This window comes from Bradyrhizobium sp. SZCCHNS3002 (genome assembly GCF_032377435.1).
Taxonomy (GTDB): domain Bacteria; phylum Pseudomonadota; class Alphaproteobacteria; order Rhizobiales; family Xanthobacteraceae; genus Bradyrhizobium.
The window spans coordinates 258337-284945 of record NZ_JAUHHY010000002.1 but is presented as its reverse complement, the minus strand read 5'-3'; the positions used below and the strand labels follow the sequence as shown (position 1 = coordinate 284945).

Here is a 26609-nt window from a genome sequence, read left to right as displayed (position 1 = left end):
TCTCGTCGCAGACTGCGATTCGCTCGGCCCGACCCTCGCCATTCTCGCGCCAGTGCTGCCGTGGCCGAAACTGCTCAAGGACGGACAAGTCCCTGCGCGGTGGATAGGGCCGCAGGCCGTATCGGAGGGGGTCGCATGAGCGCCTCCGGTCCTTCGCTCAAGCGCTTCAGTGCGCTGCTGATCAGCGGTGCGCTGGCCAGCAAGATGCTCGGCTTCGGTCGCGAGGTGCTGATGGCGCATGTGCTGGGCGCCTCGCTCGTCGCCGACGGCTTCCGCGCCGCCATGGCGGCCGTGCTCATCCCGCTCGCGTTCCTGCAGAACGAGAGCGTGCCGGCGATCATGATCCCGATGCATCGCGAGGCGCTGCAGCGGCCTGATGCCGCGCGCAGCCTCGGTGCGCTGACGATCGTCATTGCCGTCGTCTCGAGCCTGGTGACCGCGATCATCCTGCTGCTCGGTGAGCTCTGGGTGAACGCCGTCGTCGGCGGCTTCTCGGCGGAGGGGCGCGAGCTCACCTTGCACTTCGTGCGGATGATGGCGTTCGGCATGCCGGCCTCGGCGGTGCTCAACGTGCTTGCCGCCGGCGAGATCGCGCTCGGCCGCACGCGGTTGACCAATGTCCGTGCCAGCCTGCTCAACGTCGCGGTGATCGGCGGCATCGGCCTGCTGGTTCTGACCGGCGACGCCTACATGCTCGCCTGCGCCTTCACCGTTGCTTTCAATGGCCTCGCCGCCTGGGGTGTGTTCACGCTCTGGCGCGACGGCGCGCTGAGCGTCTCCAGCCTGACCGCCGGCATGGTGATCGAGAAGGGGTTCGAATTCTTCCGCCGGCTGCGCGTCCTGCTGGCGTTGCCGCTGGCGGAGCAGGGCAACGTCTGGATCGAGCGCTTCACGGCATCGCGGCTGACGACCGGCGCCGTTGCGTCACTGGACTACGCGCGCTCGCTGACCGAGAGCGCGCTGCTGCTGATCAGCCAGCCGCTCGGCATGGCGGTGCTGTCGCAGCACGCCCCGCGCGATCCGCGCGCGCAGACCGAGGCGCTGCTGCGGCCGCTGCTCGCGCTGACCTTGCCGGCCTCGGCGTTCCTGCTGGTCTTCTCGACCGACATCGTCCGCTTGATCTATTTCCGCGGCGCGTTCGGCGACGAGGCCCTGCTGCTGACCTCGCATGCGCTCAAGGGCATCGCCTGCGGCGTCTGGGCTGCGACCCTCGGCTGGATCCTGATCCGTCTGCTCAATGGCGCGGGGCGCAACGGCGTCGCTGCGGTCATCATCGTCTCGGCCTATCTCGCCAACATGGGCTTCAACCTGCTGATGCCGCTGTTCGATCCGTCGCCGGCGGCCGGCATGCAGCTGCTCGGCGTTGGCGAAGCGATCCGCAGCCTCGTGCTGCTGTCGGGCGTGGTGTTCGTGCTCGGCGATGCGCGAAAGCTCCTGCTCGTGATCGGCCTGGCCCTGCTGCCGACCGCATTGATGGTCGTGCTCGGCCTGATGATTCAGACTTCCGTGCCGGGCCTGCTGCCGCGCCTGTTCGCCGGCGGATTGGCGTATCTGCTCTGCCTGGCCTTTGCGATCGGCATCCTGCTGCCGGCCGTGGTGGGCACGGCGCTCCGTCATGTTCGTCGTACGTTCAAGATGAAGGGAGAGCTGAGTTGACCCTGCTGGCCCTCGCTGCCGCCAAGGCGATGATGGCATCCGGTGCCTTCGTCCTTCCTGTCGCCAAGGCCGTCGATCGTGTGCTCGGCCCGCGCGGCTGCTGTTTGACGTTCCATCGCACCGCGCCGGCAGAGCAGTGGGAGCGTCTGCCCAATCGCGACTTCTACGTCGATGTCGACTTTCTCGATCGCTTCCTCGGCTATGTCCTCGACCAGGGTTGGGATATCGTGACAATCAGCGAGGCGCTCCGCCGGGCTGCAAGCGCCGAGCCGTCCGGCCGCTACGTCAACTTCTCGATCGACGACTGCTACCGCGATACGTGCGAGCTGCTGGTGCCGGTGTTCCGCAGGCACAAGGTGCCGGTGACGCTGTTCGTGACGACCGGGATTCCCGACGGCACCTTGCCGCTGTGGGCCGCTGGCCTGGAGGATGCGCTGCGGCACAGGGGCCATGTCACGGTCGACGATGAGAGGATCGCGCTGTCGAGCGACGAGCAGCGCCGCGCGGTGTTCGCGCAGGTCGCCTCGCGCTGGGATGGCCAGCAGGCCGCGGATCGTTACGCCGTGTTCTGTGCCGCCAACGCCATCGACATCGATGCAATGCACTGGAAGCATGCGATCTCCTGGGACATGCTGGAAGCGCTGGCAGCCGATCCCCTGGTCGAGATCGGAGCTCACACCGTCTCGCATGCGCGCATCTCGTCGCTGTCTCCGGAAGCCGCCCTGCACGAGATGGCCGGCGCGCGGCTGCGGCTGAACGAGCGGCTCGGCATCGACGTCCGGCACTTCGCGTTTCCCTACGGGCGCGCCGCCGATTGCGGACCGCGGGACTTTGCGCTGGCGCGGCAGGCCGGATTTGCCAGTGCTGCCACCACCCGCAAGGGCCTCGTCAAAGCCGGGCAGGATGCGTTCTCGATTCCGCGCAACACCATGAATGGCGCGCATCGGACGCTGGCGGCGATGGAGCTGCATCTCACGGGCTTCAGCGGGACTGCAGCGAAGGTGATGGGCCGTGTCTAGCAGGGGACGCTTGCGGATCGTCTCGATTGCGCATCCGGCCACCAGCAGCGAGGCCGGCCGGCTGCGCTACCGCCATCTCGCGTCCCGGCCCGACGTCGAGCTGCATCTCGTGGTGCCCGAAGTGTGGAAGGAATTCGGCCGCACCATCACCGCGGCTCACTCCAACGAAGGGTTTCCCATCCATCGCCTCCCGATCCGGCTCCCCGATGCGGGTCCGATGAAATGGTACCTGCACTTCTATCCGGCGCTGCGCCGCCTTTTGCGCGAGCTCGATCCCGACGTGATTCACCTTTGGGAGGAGCCCTGGAGCATCGTCGCGCTGCAGGCGCAGATGCTGCGTGGCCGTGCGGCGCTCGTGCTCGAGGTCGACCAGAACATCCTGAAACGGCTGCCGCCACCATTCGAGGCGATCCGCAAGTTCGTCCTCGGCCGCACCGCCCACATCCTGTCACGCAGTCCCGATGCGGCTGAGGTCGTGAGGGCGTGTGGCTACACGGGTCCGGTGACGCCGATCGGCTATGGCGTCGACCTCGCGACCTTCATGCCAGCGGATGACCGATCGAATGCGACGGCCGGCTCACCGCTGCGGCTCGGCTATGTCGGCCGGCTGGTGGTCGAGAAGGGACTCGACGATGCGCTCGAAGCGCTCGCGCGCAGCAAGTCGGCGGCGACGCTGAGCATCATGGGCGAAGGTCCGCACGAGCCGCATCTGCGCCGGCGCGTCGCCGAACTTGGCTTGATCGGGCGCGTCACCATCCAGGGCTGGGCTGCACCCGCTGCGGTCGCAGCTTTTCTGCGCGGCCTCGACGCATTGCTGCTGCTGACGCGCACCACGGACGCGGTGCGCGAGCAGTTCGGCCGGGTGATCATCGAGGCCCAGGCCTGTGCCATCCCGGTGATCGGATCGACCTGCGGAGCGATTCCGGATGTCGTCGGCGACGGCGGCTGGATCGTGCCGGAGCGGGACCCCGGCAGCCTGTGTCGGCTCATCGATGAGCTCAGCGGCCGGCGGGCGGAGCTCGCCGTTCGCAGTGGGGCGGCCCGCGCGAACGTGCTCCGGCGCTTCACCTATGAAGCGGTCGCGGCGGCGATTGAAACGGCATGCCGTGCGGCGCATCAGTCGAGAGCCGCATCCGGCCTCGCCCGCCCACAGCGGCTGCAGACGAATTAGCTAGGCCTTCACCGGCAGCGCCATCGCTGCGTGGCCAGGCTGTCGCTTGGCGGCATCGATCTGCTTGAGCAGTTCGATGTATTGCAGTCCGATCTGGTCCCAGCCATAGGTCTGCGCGGTCGCCCGGGCGCCGTCCTGCAGCCGGCGCATCAGCGCGGGATCGGCGAAGACGGAAGCGAGCTTGGCCGCGATATCGATGGCATCGGCCGTGATGCGGAAGCCGTTGACGCCGTCGTGCAGATAATCCTCGATGCCACCGACCGGCGTTGCGAACACTGGCACTCCGCAGGCCATGGCCTCCATGCAGACCAGCGAGAAGGTCTCATAGCTCGTGGGAAGCACGAAGGCGTCGGCCGCCGAGTACAGCGCGGGCATGTCCGAGCGTGAGCCGGCGAAGATCAGTCGTTGCTGGGCGTTGCGCGTCAGCCTGCGGTAGGGCGCGGGATTGTCCGAGCCGACGACCAGCAGCCAGACGTCGTCGCCGAGCCGATCGAGCGCGCCGATCGCATGCGCCAGTCCCTTGCGGTCGAATTCGTGGCCGGCGAACAGCAGCAGGCGCGCATTGTCCGGGATGCCGAACTCACGCCGGATCGCCTGGCCGCTGGCGGTCTCGCGCTTGAACCGCGCGAGATCAATGCCGTTGGAGATGACGTGGATGCGGGCGGCCGGCACGCGGAAGAAGCGCTGCAGCTCCGCGGTGACGCGGGAGGACACCGCCACGAACGCCCGATACCGCAGGCCTCCGATCATGAACCGATCGCGTAGCGCGACCCACAGATGCATCGGGTTGAGCATCCAGCGCCAGCTGCCGGCGGCGCGCTTCTCGGCCAGGCTCTGCGCATTGACCGCATGCACGATCAGCACGTCGCCCTTGAGACTGTCGCCGTGGCTGACGACGACGGCGTCGGGGTGCCGCGCCAGCGCCCGTGTCGCGGCCACCGTGAACAGCGGCACGACGATGGCGCGGCCGATGTGCCGGAACAGTCCGCGCGTCGGAATCCGCGCTAGCCATGGCGCGACGCGCTCGACCCTGATCGTGTGCTCGAGATTGTCCGCGACGGTGCTCGCGAGCACGACGTTCGATAAACCATTCCGGCCGAAAACGCGCGCCAGCTCGATAGCGACGGTTTCCACGCCGCCGGCATTGCTTATCTCTTGAACGACCTGGACGATCTCAAACGTCATAACGGACATCTAAGGGATCAGACATTGCGACTTCGTTCCAATCTGCTGGTCATTAGCACAGCCCTTTTAACGTTTTTCACGTCGCCATGGCCGAGCGCTGTCCGCGCCGGCGAAACGAACGCCTCGGCACTGCGGATCGACGAGCGCATCGGCGGCGGCAATCTGGTCACGCATCTGGCCGGCAGGAGCAAGCAGATCTATCAGGCGCTGCACGGCGTTGGTGCCAGGATGGGGCGAATGGACTCCTATGGCTGGCGGACGCTGGCGCGGCTGCCGACACCGCACGATTTCGATGCCGCCATGCTGGAAGCGCACAAGAACGGTATCATGCCGCTGATCCTGCTGGAGTATGAAGGCAGCTATCAGAGCCTCGATCCACCGCAGCCGATCGGGTCCTATCAGGACTGGTTCGCGGCTGGGCAGGCGATGGCAAGACGTTTCCGTCCCGGTGGCGCTTGGGGCCGCGAAAACGGTATTCCCGATTGGGGTGCTACGGTCTTCACCGCAATCAACGAGCCCGATGTGCAGGCCACGATTCCGCGCCAGGACTATCACGACGCGCTGGCCGGACTTGCCGACGGTGTTCACAGCGTCGACCCCAAGCTGCGGGTGGTTCCCGGAGGCTTCGCCACCTGCAACTCGCATGGCGATGCGACGTTGCGCGGCTACGGTCCGGCGATCGCCGATCTGCTTGAGGACGGCCGTCTCGACGGCATCGACCTGCATACCTACTACAATGACAAATGGTATCCGATGACCCACGGCCGCGAGTTCTCGGTGCAGACCTGCTTCGACCGCATCAAGCGGGCGATGGGGCTGAGCCGCGACATCAACTTCTACGCCACCGAGTTCAACGTCGCGCGCGCCGGCGCGTGGGACAGCGAGCCGGACGCGGCGAGATTGTTTCTCAATGCGATCTGGGACCAGCTCGCGGTGGTCGGCAAGGACGGCCGCTCGCCGGTATCCGTGCTGGCGTTTCCGTGGAATCTTGGCGACACGCCCGATGTCGACGGCCTGGCCTATGCGATGGCGACGGGCAAGGATCCCTGGACCCCGGAGGCGCGCAGCCTCGTGGTGAAGACGGTGCTGCAGCTCGCCGGCCACATGAAGATCGTGTCCATCGACCGGCGGCTGGCGCTGTACACGCTGCGCGGAGCCGACGCCGATCTGATCGTGTGGCAGAACATTGCCGGCTGGACCGACCAGCCGGGGCGCGCGGTCGAGCTCGACCTGCCGACATGGACGCGCAGCCTTGAGGTCTGGGGCTGGGATGGCTTGCGGCGCCGGATCGAGGCGAAGCCCGGCCGCTTCTTCGTCGACGGTCTCAATGCCGATGAAACCTACATGTTTCGCATCCCGCGGCCGTGAGCGGCAGCGCCGTTCGCGACGATCATGTCGACGCTGATCGAAGCGTGACGGGTATGGCTCGCGCATTCCATTAACTGAAAAGTAAGGCCAGCAAGACGTGGTTCACTGCCGCCAAAGCCTTTTACGATAATTGCCGCCATGACGATCCCGCCACGCGACGGTGTGCTGGACCTCTCTCGGGTGATGCTGGAATGCAGCCAATCAAAAAAGCTGAGATTGCAAACGACAGGCCGGCGCCCGCGCGGGCCGTGACCGGCGTTCGCATCCGGGAGATCGGCGCGGCGGATCTGCCGGCGGTCGCCGCACTGCTGACGCGCGGCTTCGCCTTTCGCAGTGAGGCCTATTGGTTGCGCGGACTCGAACGCCACGCGGCGCGCCCGCGGCCGGCCGGCTATCCGGCGTTCGGCTATTGTCTCGACCATGGCGGGGTCCCCGTCGGCGTCATCCTGCTGCTGTTCTCCGCGCTCCGCATCGGCGGTGAGCCGATCGTCAGGGCCAATGTCTCGAGCTGGTATGTCGAGCCGGCGTTCCGTGCCTTCAGCTCGATGCTGGTGCGCGCGGCGACGCGCGACAAGACGGTGACCTATTTCAACATCACGCCGGCCCCGCACACCTGGCCGCAGGTCGAGGCTCAGGGCTTTTCGGTCTACTGCAAGGGACAGGTCTATGCCGCGCTGGCGCTGTCACGACCGCGCCCGGATGTCCGTGTCGATGAATTCTCCGCGGACAATCTGCACGGGCTGTCTCCCGACGAGGCCGAGCTGTTGCGGCAGCATGCGGAGTGGGGATGTCTCAGTCTCGTCGCGCGTGCGGCCGATGCGGCGTATCCGTTCGTGTTTCAGAAGCACCGGGTGATGAATGCGCTGCCGGTGTATCGCCTGCTGTATTGCCGGGATGTCGCCGACCTCGTGCGGCTGGCAGGCAACATCGGCTGGCTGCTGCTGCGGCGCGGCGGCCTGCTGGTGCGGCTCGATGCCAATGCGCCCATCGCAGGGCTGGCCGGCTGGTACTCGGACAAGCGCGGACGCAAATACGCCAAAGGGCCGCATCCGCCGCGTCTCGGCGATCTCGCCTTTACCGAGGCCGCGCTGTTCGACGGCTGAGAGGTGGCAATCGATTGGTTTGCGCGGTCCCGCTGCGGAGGCCGGGATACTGGCTCGCGTGGACCATGGGACCGATGTGACGGCACGCACAGTCTGGGCTTCCGGCATGCGCCATCCTCCTGGCAACGGAGGAGGTCATCCATGTCTTACGTTTTCGAACTCGCGCTGGCGGCGATGCTGCTGTTCTTCCTGTTCCTGCCGATCACCGATCGCAGGACGGTCATGATGAAGCTCTGCATGATCATGACAGTCGCCATCCTGTTCACGGTTACGCTTGCCATGCCGCATGGCGGCGCACCCTCCGCCCAGGCCCTGCTGCTGACGGCGAACTGATGCGGCGCGGGTGAGCTTGGGCCTTGGCGCTCCCTCATGAAGTTTGGACGGGGCGATCCGGACGGCATGGCTCGCCGACCGAGCGGCCGGTGGTTGGCAGTCCGGCCCTCATCGTGTAGCACCGGCTGAACGTCACGCTACGCTCAGGGGATCCGGATGCCTGCTCTTGCCCATGCGCTGCTTGCCGCCCTGAAGGACCACGGCGCCCGCGAGATCTTCGGCATTCCCGGCGACTTCGTGCTGCCGCTGTTCAAGGTCATCGAGGAGAGCAACATCCTGCCGAGCGTCACGCTGAGCCATGAGCCGGCGGTCGGCTTCGCGGCGGATGCGGCGGCGCGCTATCATGGCGGCCTCGGCGTCGCCGTCGTCACCTATGGCGCCGGCGCCTTCAACGTCGTGAACGCGGTCGCCGGCGCCTATGCCGAACGCTCGCCGGTCGTGGTGATCGCGGGCGCGCCCGGTGCGCGTGAGCGCGTCTCCGGCTTCCTGCTGCATCATCAGGCCCGCACCGTCGACACGCAGCTCGCGGTGTTCAAGGAGATCACCTGCGATCAGGCGGTGCTGAGCGATCCGGCCACGGCGCCGGCGCAGATCGCGCGCGTGCTGCGCAGCGCCAAGGAGATGTCGCTGCCGGTGTATCTCGAATTTCCGCGCGACATGGTCGATGCCGAGGTCGAGCCGGTGGCGCCGCTGCCGCCACGGCGGGCCAGCCGCGAGGCGCTCGACGAGTGCGTCGAGGAGATCCTCGCCCGCATCGCGCAGGCAGAGCGTCCCGTGATCGTCGTCGACGTCGAAATCCGCCGCTACGGCGTCGAGGACAGGATTGCCGCGCTGGCGCGCAAGCTCCGCCTGCCGCTCGTGACGACCTTCATGGGTCGCGGCCTGCTCGACAGGGCCGACGATGTCGTCGCCGGCACCTATCTCGGCGCCGCGGGCAATCCGGCGATCACGGAGCTGGTCGAGAATGCCGATCTTGTGCTTATGCTCGGCGTCATCCTCTCGGACACCAATTTCGCGCTGTCGAACCGGGCGCCGGACCCGCGCCGCATGATCCTGGCCGCCAGCCGCGAGGTCCAGATCGGCCATCACACCTATCGCGACATGCCGCTCGGCGATCTGATCGATGCGCTGGACGAGCGCGCGGCACCGCAGGCTGCGGCTCCCGGTCTGCCGCGGCAGCGCTCGGCGTATCCGCGTGGCCTGGCTGCCGATGGCGCGCCGATCGCGCCTTCGGACATCGCGACCGCGATCAACGACATGTTCGATCGCCATGGCCGGATGCCGATGACCTCCGATATCGGCGACTGCCTGTTCACGGCGATGGAGATCGACAACACGGCGCTGGCAGCGCCGGGCTACTACGCCGGGATGGGCTTCGGCGTGCCGGCCGGCATCGGCGTGGCCGCGACCGGGCTTCGTCCGCTGATCCTGGTCGGCGACGGCGCGTTCCAGATGACCGGATGGGAGCTCGGCAATTGCCGCCGCTACGGCCTCGATCCGATCGTCGTGCTGTTCAACAATTGCAGCTGGGAGATGCTGCGCGTGTTCCAGCCGGAGTCGCGGTTCAACGATCTCGACGACTGGCACTATGCCGACATCGCCAATTCCATCGGCGGCACGGGCGAGCGCGTCGCCACCCGCGGCGAACTGGTCGCCGCGCTGGAGCGCGCGGTGCATCGTCGGGGACGGTTCTCGCTGATCGAAGTGATGCTGCCGCGCGGCAAGACCTCGGACACGCTGGCGCGCTTCGTGGCGGGCTTCAAGTCGGCGCGGGAGCGTATGGCGCAGGGCTGAGGATCGGTCCAGGGGCCGCTTCGAACGCGCGGCCGTCAACCGGTTGCCGACCGCAGCACCGTCTTGATCGCATCGCGGCCCTTCCAGGCGAAATAGGTGAGGCGGCCGCCGAACGTGCGATGGCTGCGCAGCCTGTTCGAGCCGAGCACGTGTCCGACCTCTTCGGGGAAGCGCTTGACCTCGGCCTGTACCATCTTGTCGGTATTGGCCATGATGGCGTTCAGGCGCGTCCCCCAGTCCGAGTCCTCGATGCGATCGATGCGGACCTGGATCGCATATTCGATGTCATAGATGCTGGTCAGGATTTCCTTGGCGGTCACGACGCGGTTGTTCTTCAGCGCGATCCGGAGCGCGAGCCGCTTGTCCTCCAGCTGGTCGAGCACCATCGGCACGGTCATCGCGTAGGGTGCCGCGATGACGTCGGCGATGTTCTTCGAACGCGCCGCCTTCGTCGCCAGCCGCATCACCTGCCACGGCTCCTTCAGACGCTTGGCGACGAGCGTCAACGCAAAGGGCACGGCTTCCGGCTGCTTCTTGCGCAGCGCATCGAGCAGCAGCACCATCTTCTTCACCTGCGGATCGTCGAACTCCGCGATCCGGTCCGGCAACGAATCGGCGAACTTTGCAAGTTCCTCACGGGCGCGCAGCGCCTTCATCAGCTTCACGACGTCGTCGAACACCGACGGCGATGCCGTATAGGCCTTCAGCTTGCTGCGGACCTGCTCGATGCCTTCGGCGCGCGCCAGCGTGCCTTCCAGCGACTTCGTCACCTTGGTCTGGAACGCGCTCGCCGTCTGGCGGATCTCGCGCTGCTTGTCCGCGGCGATGAGGTCCTTCATCTGTGCGTTGTAGTCGCGCGCCATGGTCGGCAGCAGATCGCGCGAGATCCATTCCCAGATCGGCGTGAGGGAGCCGCGGGCAATGCGGCCCTCATTGGCATGCTCCGGCGATCCGTCGATGAGAAGCTGCTCGACCGGCATGAAGAAGTAGCGCGACGGATTGATGGTGCGGTGGCCGCCGGCGCCGTTGTTGTTGCGGATCTCGGCGCGCAGCCGCGCCTGGAGGTCGGCGGATCCCGGCATGTCGACGCCGCTCAGCTCCAGCCGTTCGAGCTCGCTGAGCAGACAGCTTCGTGTCAGCGGTGACAACCGCTGCAGGAATTCCCAGATCCGGTCGACCGGTCCCATTGGCGTCAGGCTGTCAGCTACATGTCAAGGTCGCTCGTCTCCACGGACGGGCACGGAACGCATGGAAGCACGAAACAGTTGGTGCGAAATTAATGTCAGTAAACAATCGTAGGAATGCGCGGCGTCTTGGACAGGCGCCGCCGCGCACGCCGGGGACGGTCTTCCGAAGCCCGGCATCGCGCACCGGCTTAACTATTTCGGCTTGCAACTTTCGGGAGAAAGTATCGACGGTTGCGCGAGTTGCCGGAGAAGCCCGTATTGCTACGGGCGGCAGAATTAACCATGTTAAAGTCGCTGTGGCGCCAGAATGAGGCATGGCACAGCTGAACAACAGCCTATCCGACGATCACGTCGCACCTGCTCCCGGCGGCCTGGAGGTTAACGACCCGGGCCTCCCGGCGCCCCGGTTGCGCGCCCCGGCCCCGCTTGCGGTGGGACAGCAGGACGACCGGGGCACGCTCGCCTTGGCTCGTCAACTGAACGGTTCGCTGACCGCGCTGATGCTCTACATGGAGGAGATCAAGCAGCGCAGTGACGAGATTGCCAGGACGCCCGGCGAGCGCCGGCATGTCCAGGTGGTCGTCGACAATGCGCTGCTACAGACCGAGCGGGTCTGCGCCCTGGTCAACCAGATGTCCGGCGCGCACGGGCAGTTCGGACCGTTGTCGCGGGCGGTGCCGGCTCACGAGCAGGGCGCGGCGTCCGCGCGACCGCCCGGCCGGGCCAGCAAGTCGCTGACCCCGCGCGAACACGAGGTCCTCAAGCTGATCAGCGAAGGCCATTCGAACAAGGAGGGCGCCTTGCGCATGGGCATCAGCCCCCGCACCTTCGAGAGCCATCGCGCCGAAGCCATGCGCAAGGTCGGCGCGCGCAACACCGCCGAACTCGTCCGCGCAGCACTCCTCAACCAGATCGGATGACGACGGACGAGCGCGAATGCCGCGCTCGCGCCTTCCACCCCGCGGTGCCCCCGCAACGCAGACAACGACAATTGGCGTCCGACCGGCTCGGTCGAACGCGCTGATTGCGGACGCGGACGTCCGTGCTGTCAGAAATAATCCTCGGCGAAGGGGCGAACCCGGGAGGTCGGTCGCAGCGGCGCTTGGGCTTTGGGCGGCGTCGGCACAATCGTAATGGTCCAGCGCGGCGGGACGCTCGCTTCCTTTTCCATGACTGAACGGACGTGGCCGGTGATCGTGGATCCGCCGGATTTCACGGTCGCGGTCCGGCCGTTGAACTGCGCAATTCGGAAACGCCTGACTTCCTTCTGGTCGGCGGTTTCAAAAGTAAACATGGGACACATCTCCTATGTGACCCCAAGTCTGGCAGCTCATGATTAGTTGATTGTGAAAATCGTGAGCCGTAGAAGTACGGCGTCAACCCATTGTAAGGGAATATGAAGATCAGGTTCGGCGAATCCGCGTCGTGAACGTCTCGTTTGCCATCTCGATCGTCCGAGCCCGTCCTCGTCGCCGCGGTGCGCCGTACGGGGACGTCGCGCCGATCGGCATGCGCCATGGAGGCCTGCGGCCTCCCCGCTTCAATATTGCAGCTCCTGGGCGCGGGCGGCGGCGTAGGCGGCCTCGATGTTGTCGAGCAGCTCGGCATACTCCCTGGCGGACAGGCGCGGCGCGCTCTTCTCGAGCGCGAGTGCGTAGGTTGCGAGCCGGCGGTACCCGAAGGTGCCGGCTGCGCTCTTCAGCGAGTGCGCCTCGCGGCCGATCTTGATGCGCTCGCCGTCGAGCGTCAGCTGGCGGAGCTGCTTCAGCCGCGCATCCGTTTCGCTGAAGAACACGTCGCGGATCTCCTGTGCTGCCTCGTCGCCGATCTCGCCGACCAGCTCGGCATAGGCTTCGCGGTCCAGCGCAGCTTCGGGAGCAATTTCGGTGTCGGCGGCAACGTCGGCGGCCGCGGCATCCGGCTGAGCCGGCACCAGCGGGGCGTCCGACGCCGCGGTTTCCGGCACCGGCACCGGAACGGGCAGGGGCAGCACGCGCAGGATCGCCTCCACGAGCGCTTTCTTGCGGGCCGGCTTGACGACGAAGTCGTTCATCCCGGCTTCCCGGCAGGCTCGGATATCCTCCATGAAGGCGTTCGCCGTGAAGGCGATGATCGGCACGTTGGAGCGGCGCTCGCCACGTGCGCGAATGGTGCGGGTCGCCTGGAAGCCGTCCATCTCCGGCATGCGGACGTCCATCAGGATCAGGTCGTAGTTGAAGCGGCTGGCGGCGGTGACGGCCTCGGCGCCGTCGCAGGCCGTGTCGGTCTGGATGTCGAAATCCTTGAGCATCTTGGTCGCGACCAGGCGGTTGGTCGGATTGTCGTCGACCACGAGGACGCGCAGCGGCCGGCCGAACGCCGCGATCCGGTTCTGCAGCGAGGCGTAGATGCCGTCGTCGTTCTGCTCTGGCACCGCGACGGTCTCGGCAATCGGCAGCGTCAGGCGGAACGAGAACGTGGATCCGCTGCCCAGCGTCGAGGTGACCTTGATGTCACCCCCCATCTGCTCGATCAGTCGCTTGCAGATCGCGAGTCCGAGTCCGGAGCCGCCGAACCGGCGGCTGATCGAATTGTCGGCCTGCACGAAGTTCGCGAACAGCGAGCCGATCTTGTCGGCGGCAATGCCGATTCCGGTATCGGTCACCGTCCATTCCACGGTCGCCTTCTCGTCATCCTGCTCGATGCAGCGCGTCGTGACGACCACTTCGCCGGACGAGGTGAACTTGACCGCGTTGGAAACCAGGTTGAGCAGGATCTGGCGAATGCGGCCGGCGTCGCCGACCAGCGCCGGCGGCACGGATGGGTCGCCGACGCTCCTCAGCTTCAGGTCCTTGGCGGAAGCCCGCGGCCCGATGATGCTGAGCGTGTTGTGGACCAGGGCCTCGGCGGAGAAGGCGATGTCCTCGAGCGAGAGCTGGCCGGATTCGAGCTTGGAGAAGTCGAGAATGTCGTTGAGGATCTCGAGCAGATTGTCGCCGGCATTGTGGATCGCCACCACCGAGCGGCGCTGCTCGGGATCGAGATTGGTTTCCAGCAGCGTCGTGGCGAGGCCGAGCACCGCGTTCATCGGCGTGCGGATCTCGTGGCTCATCATGGCGACGAAGGTGGACTTCGCCGCGTTCGCGGCCTCGGCGGCCTCGATCAGGTGCTCGTGGCGTTCCCACCAGCGGGAGATCAGGACCGCGGCCGCGAGCACGGCCATCGCGCTCACCAGCGACACGATGACCAGAAGCGTCGCCATGTCACGCCAGGCCTTCAGGACGTCGTGCTCGAATACCGACACCACGATCATCGCGGGATAGTTGGGCAGCATCTTTGCGGCCCGCAGGCGCATCTCGCCGGTTCGTGCGGAGGGCTCGCGCAGCACGCCGCCGGCCGACAGCGCGCGCTGACCGAAGCCGGAGGTCGGCTTGCCGATCTCGCTCGTGGGCGGAAAATGCGCGAGCAGCGTACCGTCCTCGCGGACCAGCGATACCGCGGCATCGAGACCCTGCGCGGTGGAGCCGAAGAAGTTCTCCAGATAGGGTACGGACATGGCGCCGAGCATCATGCCCATGAACTTGCCATTGGAATCGTCGAGCCGCCGGGCAAAATAGATGTTCCAGGTGCCGTCGCCGCGGTTCTGAACCGGTGTGCTGAGGAACGTCTGCAGCGCAGGGTCGGCCTTCAGCGCCTTGAAGTAGTCGCGGTCGGCGATGTTGACGTCCGGGATCGGCCAGTAGCGCGAGAAGTTCAGGAGCCTGCCTTGTGCGTCGATCAGCGTCACCGCATCGATCTGCGGCAGTCCCGCGATTTTCTCCTTGAGCAGGAGGTGGGTCTGATGGTCTGACGCGACATTGCGATACGTCGCAGCGTCGATAGCGCCGCCGCGCACGAGGTAGTCGCGCACGCTCGTGAGCACGAGGTCGACGGACTTCACCGAACGGTCGGCGTTCTCCGCCAGCGTGAGGCTATGGCGGCTGAGATCTTCCTCGGCGTGCTGAAGCGCGTTCTCGCGCAGGTTGGTGAGGAAGAAGAGGTTGCTGCCGGCAATGACGCAGATGAGGATCAGCGCGATCGCTGCAGGCGCTCCCAGAAAGCGCTTCTTTTTGCTCATCGCCTGCTACCAGCCTGCCGCTCTGAAAGCCGCCGGCGATCGGTCTCCTGCGCGATCTGCTTGAGAGCTTGCCGGAACCGCATCAGGCCGATCGGCGTCGAGAAGGGGGGAGCTATGTCGAGCTCGAGAACCCTCGGTGCCGGAGCGGTCGCCCAGGGAGGGGTAAGGCGTGACGCAGTCGAAGTCCCTCTTGTGCAGGACGAGCGAGGCGGCGTCGACCGAGCTCACGCCCGTCGTGGCGAGGCCGGCCTGGGCTGCAATCTTTCGCAAGATGGAAAGATGCACGGCGGCATCTTCGATCACGAGGAGTTCGTTGCGCATGAATTCCCTGTCCCGTTGCCACCCTGACATGGTCATCGGCAAGCAGGATTACGTCTATCGGCCGGCTCTGACCCCCTCGTAAATTTTGGTTTCCGTACGACTACGGGGAGGGGGCGGCGATGTATGCGTCCTACCGACGTCAACCGCGCGGAGTTCGTCCGCCAAAGAGAAAGCGGCCGGACACCGGTCCGGCCGCCGCGCAGGGCATTCAAAGGGAGTTCGGCTATTCGGCCGGGCCGAACACGGCTTCCATCTTGGTCTTGAGCGTCGCAGCATTGAACGGCTTGACGATGTAGTTGCTCACGCCGGCCTTCTTGGCGGCGATGACGTTCTCGGTCTTCGACTCGGCCGTGATCATGATGAACGGGGTCTTCGACAGTTCCGGGCTGGCACGCACCTCGCGCAGCAGGTCGTAGCCGGTCATCGGCTCCATGTTCCAGTCGGAGATCACGAGGCCATACTTCTTGGCCTGCATCTTGGAGAGCGCGGCCGATCCGTCGCTGGCGTCGTCGACGTTCTCGAATCCGAGCTGCTTCAGCAGGTTGCGGATGATCCGGATCATAGTGGCGTAGTCATCGACCACCAGGATCGGCATCGACAGATCAAAGGCCATGTCATTACTCCGCGCGTCTGGTCAAAAGCCGAACACGGGCGAGATATATCAGCACGAAGATTATTCGACGCTTCTTGGAACTCGCGCTCGTCAGCACGTCGACAATTATCAGCGCCCGTTGAACAGCGCGTTAATTCCGTCCGCATCGGTGATGGGGATCATGCGATGGGCCGTAGTTGTACGGAGGCAAGGGCGTTCGGCGAGGCGCCGGCGCGCGACGGCCGGAACGACGCCTGCCTACGGCAGGCTGCGCGGCCGGACCAGATTCTCGTAGTGGGCCTTCACGGCGCCGTAGCACTCACACGCCGTCCTCTTCAGCCCGTCCAGATCGATGATCTCGATATGGCCGCGGCTATAGTGGATGAAGTCGGCCTGCTGCAGCGTGCTCGCCACCAGCGAGACGCTGTTGCGACGGGCACCGATCATCTGCGCCAGGGACTCCTGGGTGATGTAGAGCTTGTTGCCGCCTGAAAGGTCATGCGTCTGCAGCAGGCAACGGGCGAGACGCGACTCGACGGTGTGGGCGGCGTTGCAACCGGCGGTCTGCTGACACTGCACGTAGATGGCGAGTGCGTGGCGCAACATCAGCGCGCGAAACGAGGGGCTCTGTTCGGCGGCTGCCCGGACCCTGTCGATGTCGACGACCGATGCAGCACCGGGAACGAGGACCGCCGCGCTGTTCAGCACCACCGGATCGCTGCCTGCGAGCAGGGACATGCTTCCGAAGAGACTATCGCGACCGATCATGGCCACCTGAACGCGCTCTCCGCGCGCGAGGTTCACGACCAGCGAGATGACACCGCGATGGGGGAAGTAGATGCGTGTCAGCTTTTCGCCGACCTCGGCGAGAACGGAGTCTTGCACCAGATCCACGGTCCGCAGATAGGGTCGGATCAGCTCGAAATCATCGTCGGACAGCGACGACAGGAAGCCGTTCGGAGAACGCAAGCTGGGGTCCAAAGCCATCTCCTGCATTGCAGTAACGAAGCCTCGCAGATCTCAATGCCCTCATGGTTCCATAGAACTGCGTCCCATCCGCTGACAAGAAGAATCGCGGGTAATATTCCCAGTAAAGACCATTCGCTCCTGCTGTGTGCGTTGTCGTGCAGACGGGCGCGAATGCGCGTTGCGGATTCAAGCCATCAACGTGTGTGCGATGTGCTGGTCTGACCGCGCGCGGTTGTATACAGTCGGCACGCATCGGCCCCCGCCTCGGCTCGTGAAGGCAGCGCAGCACGCTTGCGGCGAATGTCTCGTTGCTCCGGGCGCCGCAGCTCCGCCGGGCACGGCACCACGTAGCAAGCGCCGCAATTGACAGCGGACATCTTGAAGCCAAAATCGCTAATAAGCGCGCTGATTCGTTGACGGATCTTTTTCTGTCGGATGCAACTCTCGTCGCGAGTGGAGGCATCGGCCGGTGTCCTGCGACTGGCGGTGACGAGGTTGTCGTCATGGCAGGAGCAGGAGTCCGACTGATGCCGCATCCAGCCGGGGCGCGATCGATGGTCAGCGATGAGACTGAGCGCCAAGGCTGAGCGTCAAGACGAAGCTGAACATTGCAGCGGCGTCCGTTCATTTGCGTCCCGATAGCCCCCGCCGTCCCCCCCCAAACAGGTATTGCAGGATTCATGGCCTCTTCCACCTACCAGCGGTCCAATCAGTCGCTGCCGAGCCCGGGCGCAGACATTCCGGCTGCAGCGACGCCGGACATCCATCCAGGGATGGCCATCGTCGGTCAGGTTGCCGGTGGCCTGCTGCACGACTTCAACAACATTCTCACCGTGATCACGGGGACCATCGACATCCTCGCCGAGGCGGTCGAGGACAAGCCCGAACTGGCGGCCGTCGCGCGTCTGATCGACGAGGCTGCGACCCGGGGCGCTCGATTGACGTCGCAGCTTCTGTCGTTCGCAAGGGGCCGGCCGCCGCAGCCATGTGCGGTGGAGTTGAACGAGCTCCTGGTCGACGTCGCTCGCCTGCTTCGTCCGACATTGGGCACCGGTGTCGAGGTGACGACATCGGTGAGCGCGGACGTGCCGGCCGTCTTCGCCGATCCGGGTCAGCTGATGGCGGCACTGCTGTGTCTTGCGATCGGTGCGCGGCATCGACTGGAGCATGGCGGCCGCATCGATATCCAGGCCAGGCGCATGAGGGCCGACGGCTCGGGCGCCGGCGGCAACTCCTCCGACGTGCAGATCGTGTTGACGGCGTCAGCGGGCGCGGCGGACGCGGCTCCAGCCGATGCGGTATTCTCGGAGATCCGGCTGGTCGAGGACTTCGTCAGGCGCTCGAATGGGCGACTGGAGCTCAAGGAGCCGCACGGCCCGGCCGCCAGCGTCGAGATCGTCCTCCCGTGCGCCGACCGCGCCCCCTCGTAACCGGCCGTTCGTCCGCAAGCTCATAGTTAGCACTGTCCTAACGGTCGCGCCGCGGGTCGGCGCGCGCCGGCCGTCAGACGCGGATCCATGCGCCATTTTACCGTGAATCGCGTCGGCCCGCACGCATTTGATCAAACTGATTAGCGGCCAATTAGGATTAACGGCGGCGGCGGGGACTGTGCGCGGCCGTTCCGAAGTCAATTTAACGAACGGGTAGGATTCCGCGGACCAGTCTGCGCCATCGCCGACAGAACGGTGCGGCGATGTCTACTCATGTTCATCCAGAAGGGAATGACAATGTCAGGTATCGTACTCTCTGCGTCGGTTCGCCAGAACCTGCTCTCGCTCCAGTCGACGGCTCAGCTCCTCGCGACCACGCAGAACAACCTCTCCACGGGCAAGAAGGTCAACTCGGCGCTCGACAATCCGACCAACTTCTTCACCGCCCAGGGTCTCGACAACCGCGCTTCCGACATCTCCAATCTGCTCGATGGTATCGGCAACGGCGTGCAGGTGCTGCAGGCCGCCAACACCGGCATCACCTCGCTGCAGAAGCTCGTCGACAGCGCCAAGTCGATCGCCAACCAGGTGCTGCAGAGCGCGGTGGGCTACTCCACCAAGTCGAGCGTGACCTCGGCAGCTCTGACCGGCGCGACCGCCACCGACCTGCTGGGCTCCAGCTCGACGGCGGTGACCGGCTCGGTCGTGCAGAACGACAACACGACGCCGGCGGCGATCACCGGCTCGACCAAGCTGTCGGGTACGTCGGGCAGCTCGTCGAACGATCTGTCCACCGGCATCACCTCGGGCGAGACGCTGGTCGTCAACGGCACCACCTTCACCTTCGTCACCGGCACGTCCTCGACGGGCACCAACATCGGCATTGGCGACAGCGTCAGCAATCTGCTCTCGGCGATCCAGACCCAGACCGGCGTCACCGCGTCGATCACCGCGGGTGCGATCACCCTGACGCCGCCGGCGTCCGGATTGACGCTCTCGGGCAGCACCGGCACCTTGGCCAAGCTCGGACTGACTGCCGTCGGCGATGGCCTATCCGGACAGACGCTGACGGTCGGCGCCACAGGAGGTGGCACGGCGACCAGCATCACGTTCGGCCTGGGGACAGGGCAGGTCAAGTCGCTGAACGATCTCAACGCCAAGCTCGCAGCCAACAACCTGCAGGCCACCGTTGACTCGTCCACCGGCAAGATCTCGATCACCACGACCAACGACGCGGCTTCGGCCACGATCGGCGCGATCGGTGGTACGGCGGCTGCTTCCAGCCAGTCCTTCAACGGCCTGACGGCGGCGGCTCCGGTGGCGGACGCGACTGCTCAGACGCAGCGCGCGAGCCTGGTCTCCCAGTACAACAACGTGCTGGCGCAGATCAACACGACCGCGGCTGACGCCTCGTTCAACGGCATCAACCTGCTGAACGGCGACACGCTGAAGCTGACCTTCAACGAAACCGGCAAGTCGACGCTGTCGATCACCGGTGTCACGTTCAACTCGGCGGGCCTCGGCCTCTCGACGTTGACCTCGGGCACCGACTTCCTCGACAACAACTCGGCGAACAAGGTCATCGGCGTGCTCAACTCGGCGAGCTCGACGCTGCGCAACGAGGCCTCCACGCTGGGTTCGAACCTCTCGGTCGTGCAGGTTCGTCAGGACTTCAACAAGAACCTGATCAACGTGCTGCAGACCGGCTCGTCGAACCTGACCTTGGCCGACACCAACGAGGAAGCGGCCAACAGCCAGGCGCTGTCGACCCGCCAGTCGATCGCGGTGTCCGCGCTGTCGCTCGCCAACCAGTCGCAGGCGAGCGTGCTGCAGCTGCTGCGCTAAGGCGCGGACGGCACCCACGAATATCGGAGGCGGCGGGGCTTGCCCCGCCGTTTTCGGCTCTAGACTATTCGCAAATTGACGCCGCTCGGCTGCGGCGCCGGATCAGCCGGACAGCGAGCACGAGAGCAACGTCGTGTCGACGCGAGTGCAGCCTGCCGACGACGCCGCTCCCGAGAGGAGACTCCCGAGAGGAGCCTTCTGAGAGGAGACTGGGCCATGCCCCTGCGGGTCGAGCTGAAGCCTTTCGAGCGCATCGTGATCGGCGACAGTGTCATCGTGAATTCGAACACGCGCGCCCGCTTCATCGTCGAAGGCGACGCGCCTATCCTCCGCGAGCGTGACACCGTCACCGCCGAGACCGCCGATACGCCGGCCAAGCGCCTCTACCTCTGCGTCCAGACGATGTATCTGAAGAACGACGCGATCCGTTATCGCGCGTCCTATCTCGCCTGTATGAACGAGTTGCGCAGGGCGATTCCGGAAGCCGCCGGCCAAGCCGAGATGGTGGATCGCCATGTCACGGAAGGAGCGCTGTACAAGGCGCTGAAGGAGATCAGGGCGCTGATCGAGCGAGAGGATCGCGCAGTCGCGCCGGCAGAAGCGATGCCTTGACATTCCGGCCGCGGAAAGGGGCCGGGCTCACCTCAGCCTGAGAGGTCGGTGCTACGTCCGTATTAGCACGGACGATAAAATTAACGGGACGGATAAAAGCCCCACCTAACGATGGCTTGGACGAAAGTCTGTTCAGCCGAGTCGGCGAGGGCCGGGTATCGATCCGCGCTGCTGGTGAAGGCCGGGACCGACCGTCGCTCTGACAGGATCAGCGGTCGCCCCGTGACCGCGGCGCCAATTCTTGGAAGGCCAGTTTCATGGACGATCTGTTGCGTGAGTTCCTGACGGAGACCAGCGAGAGCCTGGATACCGTCGACAATCAATTGGTGCGGTTCGAGCAGGAGCCGAACAACGCCAAGATCCTCGATAACATCTTCCGGCTGGTGCACACGATCAAGGGGACCTGCGGTTTCCTCGGCCTGCCGCGGCTCGAGGCGCTGGCGCATGCCGCCGAAACCCTGATGGGCAAATTCCGCGACGGCATGCCGGTCACCGGCGAGGCCGTGACGCTGATCCTCACCACCATCGACCGCATCAAGGACATCCTGGGACAGCTCGAGGCCAACGAGGCCGAGCCGGAGGGCGAGGACCGCGACCTCATCAGCGAGCTCGAAGCCATGGTCGAGCGCGGCATGGCCGCGATGGCCGCCGGCGAGGCCGCGCCCCCGCTCGCGCCCGCGGCGCCCGAACCGCCGCCCAAGCCCGCGGTGACGCAGGGCTCCTTGATCGACCAGACGCTGGAGCGTCCGCTGCGTCCGGGCGAAGTGTCGCTCGACGAGCTCGAGCGCGCCTTCCGCGAGACCGCGATCGAGATGCCGCCCGCGCATGAGAAGGCGCCTGAGCCCAAAGCCGCTGCCCCGGCGCCGGTCGCCAAGGCCGGGCCTGCCAAGGCGGAGGCAGAGAAGGCCGAGCCGAAGAAGGCGGCGCGGCCGAAGGCCAATGCCGACGGCGAGGTGCACGAGAACGACAAGGTCGCCAACCAGTCGATCCGCGTCAACGTCGACACGCTCGAACATCTGATGACGATGGTCTCCGAGCTGGTGCTGACGCGCAACCAGCTGCTAGAGATCGCCCGCCGCAACGAGGACACCGAGTTCAAGGTGCCGCTGCAGCGGCTGTCCAACGTCACCGCCGAGCTGCAGGAGGGCGTCATGAAGACGCGCATGCAGCCGATCGGCAATGCCTGGCAGAAGCTGCCGCGCATCGTCCGCGATCTCGCGACCGAACTCGGCAAGCAGATCGAGCTCGAGATGCACGGCGCCGACACCGAGCTCGACCGCCAGGTGCTCGACCTGATCAAGGATCCGCTCACCCACATGGTGCGCAACTCCGCCGATCACGGCCTGGAGACGATGGCCGAGCGCGCCGCGGCCGGCAAGGCCGAGCAGGGCACCATCCGGCTCTCCGCCTATCATGAAGGCGGCCATATCATCATCTGCATCGCCGACAACGGCCGCGGCCTCAACACCGAGCGCATCAAGGCCAAGGCCCTGGCGAACGGCCTCGTCACCGAGGCCGAGCTCGAGAAGATGACCGAAGCGCAGATCCACAAGTTCATCTTCGAGCCGGGCTTCTCGACCGCGGCCGCCGTCACCTCGGTCTCGGGCCGCGGCGTCGGCATGGACGTGGTGCGCACCAACATCGACCAGATCGGCGGCACCATCGACATCAAGTCGGTGGTCGGCGAGGGCACCTCGGTCACCATCAAGATCCCGCTGACGCTCGCGATCGTCTCGGCGCTGATCGTCGAAGCCGGCGGCGACCGCTTCGCGATCCCGCAATTGTCGGTCGTCGAGCTGGTGCGCGCGCGCGCCAACTCCGAGCACCGCATCGAGCGCATCAAGGACACCGCGGTCTTGCGCCTGCGCAACAAGCTCTTGCCGCTGATGCATCTGAAGAAGCTCCTGAAGATCGACGACGGCTCGTCGACCGATCCGGAGAACGGCTTCATCGTGGTGACGCAGGTCGGCAACCAGACCTTCGGCATCGTGGTGGACTGCGTGTTCCACACCGAGGAAATCGTGGTCAAGCCGATGTCGACCAAGCTGCGTCACATCGACATGTTCTCGGGCAACACCATCCTGGGCGACGGCGCCGTGATCATGATCATCGATCCGAACGGCATTGCGAAAGCGCTCGGCGCCGCCGGCTCGGCCTCGCAGGCGGTGTCCGACGAGCACGCCGCGCATCACGCCATCGGCGGCGAGCAGCTCACCTCGCTGCTGGTGTTCCGCGCCGGCACGGCGCAGCCCAAGGCGGTGCCGCTGGCGCTGGTCACGCGGCTCGAGGAGATCGCGGCCGACAAGATCGAGATCTCCAACGGCCGCTACATGGTGCAGTACCGCGACCAGCTGATGCCCTTGGTGCAGATGGAAGGCGTGTCGGTGCAGACGTCGGGCTCGCAGCCGATCCTGGTGTTCGCCGACGAGACCCGCGCGATGGGCCTCGTGGTCGACGAGATCATCGACATCGTCGAGGAGCGGCTCAACATCCAGGTCTCCGGCGCCAAGGACGGCATCCTCGGCTCGGCGGTGATCAAGGGCCAGGCGACCGAGGTGATCGACGTCGGCCACTTCCTGCCGATGGCGTTCGCCGACTGGTTCATCCGCAAGGAGATGGCCACCGAGTCGCAGACGCAGTCGGTGCTGCTGGTCGACGACTCGCCGTTCTTCCGCAACATGCTGGCGCCGGTGTTGAAGTCGGCCGGCTACAAGGTGCGTACCGCGGCCTCGGCGCTCGAGGGCCTGGCCACGCTGCGCTCCGGGCACAGCTTCGACATCGTCGTCACCGACATCGAGATGCCGGAGATGAACGGCTTCGAGTTCACCGAGGCGATCCGCGCCGACCAGAACCTGAACCAGATGCCGGTCATCGCGGTGTCGTCGCTGGTGTCGCCGGCGGCGATCGAGCGCGGCCGCCAGGCGGGGCTCTACGACTACATCGCCAAGTTCGACCGGCCCGGCCTGATCGCGGCGCTGAAGGAACAGATCGAGGAACGGGCCCGCGCCGAAGCCAACCGGCGGGCCGCGTGACAGCAAGCGGACAGGAGTAGCGTGCGATGAGCAGCAAGATCGAAACCACCGAGGGCGCCGCCGTCGAATACGTCACCGCGATGATCGGCGGCCAGCTGTTCGGCCTGCCGATCTCCCGGGTCCAGGACGTGTTCATGCCGGAGCGGGTGACGCGGGTGCCGCTGTCATCGGCGGAGATCGCAGGCGTCCTGAACCTGCGCGGCCGCATCGTGACCGTCGTCGACATGCGGGCGCGGCTCGGCCTTGCCCGCGCCGAGGACGGCAAGCCGCCGATGGCGGTCGGCGTCGATCTGCGCGGCGAGTCCTATGGTCTCCTGATCGACCAGATCGGCGAGGTGCTGCGGCTGCCCGAGGAGGGCCGGGAGGAGAACCCCGTCAACCTCGACCCGCGCATGGCGAAATTCGCCGGCGGCGTGCACCGCCTCGACGGCCAGCTGATGGTCATTCTCGACGTCGATCGCGTGCTCGAACTCCTGCCGAAGGCAGCAATCGCCGCCTAGCCCGTCAACCGTCCCATAGGGGAGACAACAATGAAGAGCTGTCTGGTCGTGGATGACTCCAGCGTCGTGCGCAAGATCGCACGCCGCATCCTGGAGGAGCTGGGCTTTTCCGTCGTCGAGGCGGAGGATGGCGAGCGGGCGCTCGAGATCTGCACCAAGAGCCTGCCGGACGCCATTCTGCTCGACTGGAACATGCCCGTCATGGACGGTTATGATTTCCTCGGGCGCCTGCGCCGGCTGCCGGGCGGCGAAGGCCCGAAGGTGGTGTTCTGCACCACCGAGAATGACATCGATCACATCTCGCGCGCGCTCAACGCCGGCGCCAACGAGTACATCATGAAGCCGTTCGACAAGGAAATCGTCGCCGCCAAATTCCAGGAAGTCGGTCTCATCCAGGCGCTGTCAGCCGAATCCGCCTGATCCCTTCGTCTGCCCAGAAGAGGCCGCCCGTGAACCAGCCCGATTATGAGTTCCTGCGCAAACTGCTTCGAGACAAATCGGGTCTCGATCTGTCTGCCGACAAGCAATATCTGATCGAGAGCCGCCTGCTTCCGCTCGCGCGCAAGGCCGGCCTGGCCAGCATCAGCGATCTCGTCCAGAAGCTGAAGGACGGGTCGAGCGCCTTGATCAGCCAGGTCGTCGAAGCGATGACGACCAACGAGACGTTCTTCTTCCGCGACAAGGTCCCGTTCGATCACTTTCGCGACGTGATCATGCCGGAGCTCCTCAAGGCGCGAGCCAACCGCAAGTCGATCCGGATCTGGTGCGCCGCTTGCTCGACCGGCCAGGAGCCGTATTCGCTGGCGATGTCGCTCAAGGAGATGGGATCTGCGCTCAGTGGATGGCGCATCGAGATCATCGCCACCGATCTCTCCCAGGAGGTGCTCGAGAAGTCCAAGGCGGGTCTCTACAGCCAGTTCGAGGTGCAGCGCGGGCTGCCGATCCAGCTTCTGGTCAAATATTTCAAGCAGGCGGGCGAACTCTGGCAGATCAATTCCGACGTGCGCGGCATGGTCCAGCATCGCCAGCTCAATCTGCTGCACGACTTCTCCCAGCTCGGCACGTTCGACGTCGTGTTCTGCCGCAACGTGCTGATCTATTTCGACCAGGACACCAAGATCAACATTTTCGGCCGGCTCGCCAAGTTGATGGAGCCGGACGGCTTCCTCGTTCTCGGCGCCGCGGAGACCGTCGTCGGCCTCACCGACGTGTTCAAGCCCCTTACGGACCGGCGTGGCCTGTATCGCCCGAGCGGGATCGTTTCCGCGGCGAAGGCGCCGGCTCCGGGAATGCCCAGGATCGCGGCCGCGGGCAACTAGATGTTTCGGCAGCCCAATAGAGCAGGACGCGAAGATGTCTGACGACAACAAAGGTACGGAGCGCGTCACCTTCAGCCGCGGCTACGATGTCTGCATCATGGGCATCGACGGGACCTGGCGCAGGGACTGCCAGCTCAACGCCATCTCGGACAACGACGCGGTGCTGACGGTCGAAGGATCGATCCAGGGATTGAACCTGAAGGAGTTCTTTCTACTGCTGTCCTCGACGGGGCTCGCCTACCGCCGCTGCGAGCTGGTCCGGGTCAACGGCTCCGAGATGGACATCCAGTTCATCAAGGGAAAGAACAAGAAGAAGCGTGGCAACGCCTCCGCCGGCCAGGAAGCGACCGTCAACTAGTTCGCCTTCCGGCGGCACGGCGCATTGCTCGCCCGCGGCTTGGGAAGCTTCCGCGCGCGGAGCGACGAGGAGACGCGCCAGCCCGGGTCCTGCGCAAGTCCTAAGACGGGTGGCGGTTTTTCGGAGAGCCGCTTTACGTCGCCGCAGGCTCGGACGTGTAAGACAATGACGTCGGTCAAATTTCCAGGGACGGCCAATGCCGGTCATGAGTTCGGAACTTGCATCCAGCCGGTCGGAGCGCGCCGATGATGGCGAGCGGCGCGCGCTGCAGCTCTTGGTCGTCGACGACGACGCCGCGCAGCGGACGCTGATCGCGCTGGCGGCCAAGCAGGCCGGCCACGCCGTGACGGTCGCGGCCACGTGCAGCGATGCGATCCGCGAGGTGCGCAACAAGCGCTTTGACTGCGTCACGCTCGATCTCATGCTCGAGGACGGCGACGGGACCGAGGTCCTCAAGGTCATCGCAGATACCCGCTTCGCCGGTTCCGTGATCGTGATCAGCGGCATGGACGCGGCCAAGCGAATTGAGGCCCGGCTGTTCGCGCGCTCGCTCGGAATCGACCTGCAGAGCCTGCCGAAGCCAGTCGATCTGGCGGCGCTGCGCATCTGCCTGGCCAATCTCGGCAAGACTGCGCTCGGCCTGCCCGTGGTTCACACCTGGGGCGGCGTCGCAGCCGAAAGTGTTGCCGCGAAGCATCGGTCCTGAGAGAGCCGCATCG

General features: G+C 65.7%; 23 protein-coding genes and 1 pseudogene. 17 read left to right on the top strand and 7 right to left on the bottom strand.

The window, feature by feature from the left end; all coding sequences use genetic code 11:
• Positions 1 to 135 precede the first annotated feature (135 nt).
• Genes QW845_RS05680 through QW845_RS05670 form a run of 3 tightly spaced genes read left to right on the top strand, consistent with a single transcriptional unit; the run spans position 136 to position 3846 of the window.
• Complete coding sequence (locus tag QW845_RS05680; protein ID WP_315800648.1) at positions 136 to 1656, top strand: lipid II flippase MurJ; 1521 nt, start codon at positions 136 to 138, stop codon at positions 1654 to 1656.
• A complete protein-coding gene (locus QW845_RS05675; RefSeq protein ID WP_315800647.1) occupies positions 1653 to 2675 on the top strand; it encodes a polysaccharide deacetylase family protein in 1023 nt (340 codons plus the stop codon). Before QW845_RS05680 ends, QW845_RS05675 begins: the two co-directional genes overlap by 4 nt.
• Positions 2668 to 3846 (top strand): glycosyltransferase, encoded by a 1179-nt coding sequence (locus tag QW845_RS05670; RefSeq protein ID WP_315800646.1) that lies wholly within the window; start codon positions 2668 to 2670, stop codon positions 3844 to 3846. Before QW845_RS05675 ends, QW845_RS05670 begins: the two co-directional genes overlap by 8 nt.
• Here QW845_RS05670 and QW845_RS05665 read toward each other — a convergent pair whose 3' ends face one another.
• Complete coding sequence (locus QW845_RS05665; protein WP_315800645.1) at positions 3847 to 5031, bottom strand: glycosyltransferase family 4 protein; 1185 nt, start codon at positions 5029 to 5031, stop codon at positions 3847 to 3849.
• A gap of 147 nt (positions 5032 to 5178) precedes the next feature.
• Here QW845_RS05665 and QW845_RS05660 point away from each other — a divergent pair, with 147 nt between their 5' ends.
• From QW845_RS05660 to ipdC, 4 genes are all read left to right on the top strand, one after another.
• The gene (locus tag QW845_RS05660) at positions 5179 to 6399 is read left to right on the top strand and encodes a hypothetical protein (RefSeq protein WP_315800920.1); all 1221 of its coding nucleotides are present in this window, start codon (positions 5179 to 5181) and stop codon (positions 6397 to 6399) included.
• A gap of 191 nt (positions 6400 to 6590) precedes the next feature.
• Complete coding sequence (locus QW845_RS05655) at positions 6591 to 7502, top strand: acyl-CoA acyltransferase (RefSeq protein WP_315800644.1); 912 nt, start codon at positions 6591 to 6593, stop codon at positions 7500 to 7502.
• A gap of 141 nt (positions 7503 to 7643) precedes the next feature.
• A complete protein-coding gene (locus tag QW845_RS05650) occupies positions 7644 to 7835 on the top strand; it encodes a hypothetical protein (RefSeq protein ID WP_315800643.1) in 192 nt (63 codons plus the stop codon).
• A gap of 156 nt (positions 7836 to 7991) precedes the next feature.
• A complete protein-coding gene (gene ipdC, locus QW845_RS05645; protein WP_315800642.1) occupies positions 7992 to 9629 on the top strand; it encodes an indolepyruvate/phenylpyruvate decarboxylase in 1638 nt (545 codons plus the stop codon).
• A gap of 35 nt (positions 9630 to 9664) precedes the next feature.
• Here ipdC and QW845_RS05640 read toward each other — a convergent pair whose 3' ends face one another.
• A complete protein-coding gene (locus QW845_RS05640; protein ID WP_315800641.1) occupies positions 9665 to 10816 on the bottom strand; it encodes a hypothetical protein in 1152 nt (383 codons plus the stop codon).
• A gap of 314 nt (positions 10817 to 11130) precedes the next feature.
• Between QW845_RS05640 and QW845_RS05635 the strand changes: the two genes are divergently transcribed.
• Positions 11131 to 11736 (top strand): helix-turn-helix transcriptional regulator, encoded by a 606-nt coding sequence (locus QW845_RS05635; RefSeq protein ID WP_315800640.1) that lies wholly within the window; start codon positions 11131 to 11133, stop codon positions 11734 to 11736.
• A gap of 128 nt (positions 11737 to 11864) precedes the next feature.
• Here the strand turns inward: QW845_RS05635 and QW845_RS05630 are convergent, their stop codons facing one another.
• The 5 genes and pseudogenes from QW845_RS05630 to QW845_RS05610 all read right to left on the bottom strand — a co-directional run bounded on the left by QW845_RS05630 (position 11865) and on the right by QW845_RS05610 (position 16806).
• On the bottom strand, positions 11865 to 12110 hold the full coding sequence (locus tag QW845_RS05630; protein WP_006614403.1) for a hypothetical protein: 246 nt from the start codon (positions 12108 to 12110) through the stop codon (positions 11865 to 11867).
• A gap of 246 nt (positions 12111 to 12356) precedes the next feature.
• The gene (locus QW845_RS05625) at positions 12357 to 14912 is read right to left on the bottom strand and encodes a hybrid sensor histidine kinase/response regulator (RefSeq protein WP_315800639.1); all 2556 of its coding nucleotides are present in this window, start codon (positions 14910 to 14912) and stop codon (positions 12357 to 12359) included.
• Positions 14909 to 15233: pseudogene (locus QW845_RS05620) on the bottom strand (response regulator). Before QW845_RS05620 ends, QW845_RS05625 begins: the two are co-directional and overlap by 4 nt.
• A gap of 223 nt (positions 15234 to 15456) precedes the next feature.
• Positions 15457 to 15846, bottom strand: coding sequence for a response regulator (locus QW845_RS05615; protein ID WP_008968243.1), 390 nt, complete (start codon positions 15844 to 15846; stop codon positions 15457 to 15459).
• 237 nt (positions 15847 to 16083) lie between these two features.
• Positions 16084 to 16806 carry a Crp/Fnr family transcriptional regulator gene (locus QW845_RS05610; protein ID WP_315800638.1) on the bottom strand — a complete coding sequence of 241 codons (723 nt, stop codon included), beginning with the start codon at positions 16804 to 16806 and terminating at the stop codon, positions 16084 to 16086.
• 668 nt (positions 16807 to 17474) lie between these two features.
• On the opposite strand from QW845_RS05610, the gene QW845_RS05605 reads away from it, so the two are divergent.
• The 9 genes from QW845_RS05605 (at position 17475) to QW845_RS05565 (ending at position 26596) form a co-directional block, all read left to right on the top strand.
• Entirely contained in the window at positions 17475 to 18224 is a 750-nt protein-coding gene (locus QW845_RS05605) for a histidine kinase dimerization/phospho-acceptor domain-containing protein (protein ID WP_315800637.1), read from the top strand.
• A gap of 297 nt (positions 18225 to 18521) precedes the next feature.
• Positions 18522 to 20069 carry a flagellin gene (locus QW845_RS05600; protein WP_315800636.1) on the top strand — a complete coding sequence of 516 codons (1548 nt, stop codon included), beginning with the start codon at positions 18522 to 18524 and terminating at the stop codon, positions 20067 to 20069.
• Positions 20070 to 20285: 216 nt separating this feature from the next.
• Positions 20286 to 20681 carry a flagellar biosynthesis repressor FlbT gene (flbT, locus tag QW845_RS05595; RefSeq protein WP_315716969.1) on the top strand — a complete coding sequence of 132 codons (396 nt, stop codon included), beginning with the start codon at positions 20286 to 20288 and terminating at the stop codon, positions 20679 to 20681.
• A gap of 257 nt (positions 20682 to 20938) precedes the next feature.
• Entirely contained in the window at positions 20939 to 23713 is a 2775-nt protein-coding gene (locus QW845_RS05590) for a hybrid sensor histidine kinase/response regulator (RefSeq protein WP_315800635.1), read from the top strand.
• Between the two features lie 26 nt (positions 23714 to 23739).
• Positions 23740 to 24213, top strand: a complete 474-nt coding sequence (locus QW845_RS05585; RefSeq protein ID WP_315800634.1) for a chemotaxis protein CheW — start codon at positions 23740 to 23742, stop codon at positions 24211 to 24213.
• A 30-nt stretch (positions 24214 to 24243) separates the two neighbouring features.
• On the top strand, positions 24244 to 24633 hold the full coding sequence (locus QW845_RS05580) for a response regulator (protein ID WP_315716971.1): 390 nt from the start codon (positions 24244 to 24246) through the stop codon (positions 24631 to 24633).
• Between the two features lie 29 nt (positions 24634 to 24662).
• Complete coding sequence (locus QW845_RS05575; protein WP_315800633.1) at positions 24663 to 25532, top strand: protein-glutamate O-methyltransferase CheR; 870 nt, start codon at positions 24663 to 24665, stop codon at positions 25530 to 25532.
• 34 nt (positions 25533 to 25566) lie between these two features.
• Positions 25567 to 25890 (top strand): PilZ domain-containing protein, encoded by a 324-nt coding sequence (locus tag QW845_RS05570; protein ID WP_315800632.1) that lies wholly within the window; start codon positions 25567 to 25569, stop codon positions 25888 to 25890.
• 196 nt (positions 25891 to 26086) lie between these two features.
• Positions 26087 to 26596, top strand: coding sequence for a response regulator (locus QW845_RS05565; protein WP_315800631.1), 510 nt, complete (start codon positions 26087 to 26089; stop codon positions 26594 to 26596).
• Positions 26597 to 26609 lie beyond the last annotated feature (13 nt).

Excerpts from the sequence above, each read along its gene's own strand:
- QW845_RS05650 (WP_315800643.1), top strand. The coding sequence starts at position 7,644 with ATGTCTTACGTTTTCGAACTCGCGCTGGCGGCGATGCTGCTGTTCTTC.
- QW845_RS05590 (WP_315800635.1), top strand. The coding sequence starts at position 20,939 with ATGGACGATCTGTTGCGTGAGTTCCTGACGGAGACCAGCGAGAGCCTG.
- QW845_RS05585 (WP_315800634.1), top strand. The coding sequence starts at position 23,740 with ATGAGCAGCAAGATCGAAACCACCGAGGGCGCCGCCGTCGAATACGTC.
- QW845_RS05635 (WP_315800640.1), top strand. The coding sequence starts at position 11,131 with ATGGCACAGCTGAACAACAGCCTATCCGACGATCACGTCGCACCTGCT.
- QW845_RS05565 (WP_315800631.1), top strand. The coding sequence starts at position 26,087 with ATGCCGGTCATGAGTTCGGAACTTGCATCCAGCCGGTCGGAGCGCGCC.
- QW845_RS05625 (WP_315800639.1), bottom strand. The coding sequence starts at position 14,912 with ATGAGCAAAAAGAAGCGCTTTCTGGGAGCGCCTGCAGCGATCGCGCTG.
- QW845_RS05605 (WP_315800637.1), top strand. The coding sequence starts at position 17,475 with ATGGCCTCTTCCACCTACCAGCGGTCCAATCAGTCGCTGCCGAGCCCG.
- QW845_RS05600 (WP_315800636.1), top strand. The coding sequence starts at position 18,522 with ATGTCAGGTATCGTACTCTCTGCGTCGGTTCGCCAGAACCTGCTCTCG.
- QW845_RS05680 (WP_315800648.1), top strand. The coding sequence starts at position 136 with ATGAGCGCCTCCGGTCCTTCGCTCAAGCGCTTCAGTGCGCTGCTGATC.
- QW845_RS05630 (WP_006614403.1), bottom strand. The coding sequence starts at position 12,110 with ATGTTTACTTTTGAAACCGCCGACCAGAAGGAAGTCAGGCGTTTCCGA.
- QW845_RS05570 (WP_315800632.1), top strand. The coding sequence starts at position 25,567 with ATGTCTGACGACAACAAAGGTACGGAGCGCGTCACCTTCAGCCGCGGC.
- ipdC (WP_315800642.1), top strand. The coding sequence starts at position 7,992 with ATGCCTGCTCTTGCCCATGCGCTGCTTGCCGCCCTGAAGGACCACGGC.
- QW845_RS05655 (WP_315800644.1), top strand. The coding sequence starts at position 6,591 with ATGCAGCCAATCAAAAAAGCTGAGATTGCAAACGACAGGCCGGCGCCC.
- QW845_RS05580 (WP_315716971.1), top strand. The coding sequence starts at position 24,244 with ATGAAGAGCTGTCTGGTCGTGGATGACTCCAGCGTCGTGCGCAAGATC.
- QW845_RS05640 (WP_315800641.1), bottom strand. The coding sequence starts at position 10,816 with ATGGGACCGGTCGACCGGATCTGGGAATTCCTGCAGCGGTTGTCACCG.
- QW845_RS05665 (WP_315800645.1), bottom strand. The coding sequence starts at position 5,031 with ATGACGTTTGAGATCGTCCAGGTCGTTCAAGAGATAAGCAATGCCGGC.
- flbT (WP_315716969.1), top strand. The coding sequence starts at position 20,286 with ATGCCCCTGCGGGTCGAGCTGAAGCCTTTCGAGCGCATCGTGATCGGC.
- QW845_RS05615 (WP_008968243.1), bottom strand. The coding sequence starts at position 15,846 with ATGGCCTTTGATCTGTCGATGCCGATCCTGGTGGTCGATGACTACGCC.